The organism is Micromonospora sp. L32 (genome assembly GCF_052068055.1).
In the GTDB taxonomy this organism is placed as follows: domain Bacteria; phylum Actinomycetota; class Actinomycetes; order Mycobacteriales; family Micromonosporaceae; genus Micromonospora; species Micromonospora purpureochromogenes.
This window is the reverse complement of the sequence record NZ_JBQHDD010000027.1, coordinates 1-622: the sequence shown is the minus strand read 5'-3', so window position 1 is coordinate 622 and position 622 is coordinate 1. Positions and strand designations below refer to the sequence as shown.

Genomic DNA, 622 nt, shown 5'->3' with positions numbered 1-622 from the left:
CGGCGAGTTCGGAGGCTTGGCCTTCTGCGGGTAGATCGTCTCGTGACGGGCCAGCATGGCAACGAACTCGCTGATCTTCCGCTCGCGGGTCTGCGCCCGTTTGACGGCATTGACGCGGTGGACGAGAGCGAACCGGTTGGTTTTGGTGAGTACGTCGAACATGGCCTGGGCGGCGGGGTCGGCGGCGATGGCGGCGAGGAGGTCGGCCGGCACCTCGGCTTCCGACGGCGGGGCGTAGGCGGCCGCCCACCGCCCGTCCGCCTTCGCGGCTTCTACCGCGACGCGGCCTGGGGGCAGCATTCGCCCCTGCGCCTCCAGCCGGGCCACGTGGGCGACGTTGCGTTGTGACCAGGAACTGCGGGGCCTGCGAGGGGTGAACCGGATCCAGGAGGTTTCCTGATCGCGTTTACGGGCCTGCCCGTCGATCCAGCCGAAGCACAGGGCCTCGTCGACCGCCTGCTGCCAGGTCAGCGTCGTGACTGTGCCGCCCTTTTTGGTCAGGGCGAGCCAGACACCGGGCGACGTGGCGTGGTTGGTCGACAACCACGCGCGCAGCGCGTCGGCGTCCGCGACGATCAACTCATCCAGTTCAGCGCTCGCCATGACGGCAGGCTATCGCTGC

At 69.1% G+C, this 622-nt stretch carries 1 protein-coding gene; it reads right to left on the bottom strand.

Annotated elements, in window-relative coordinates; all coding sequences use genetic code 11:
• A partial coding sequence (locus ACTMTB_RS30870) for a YdeI/OmpD-associated family protein (RefSeq protein ID WP_441149646.1) occupies positions 1–603 on the bottom strand: 603 nt, incomplete at its 3' end.
• Between the last annotated feature and the right edge of the window lie 19 nt (positions 604–622).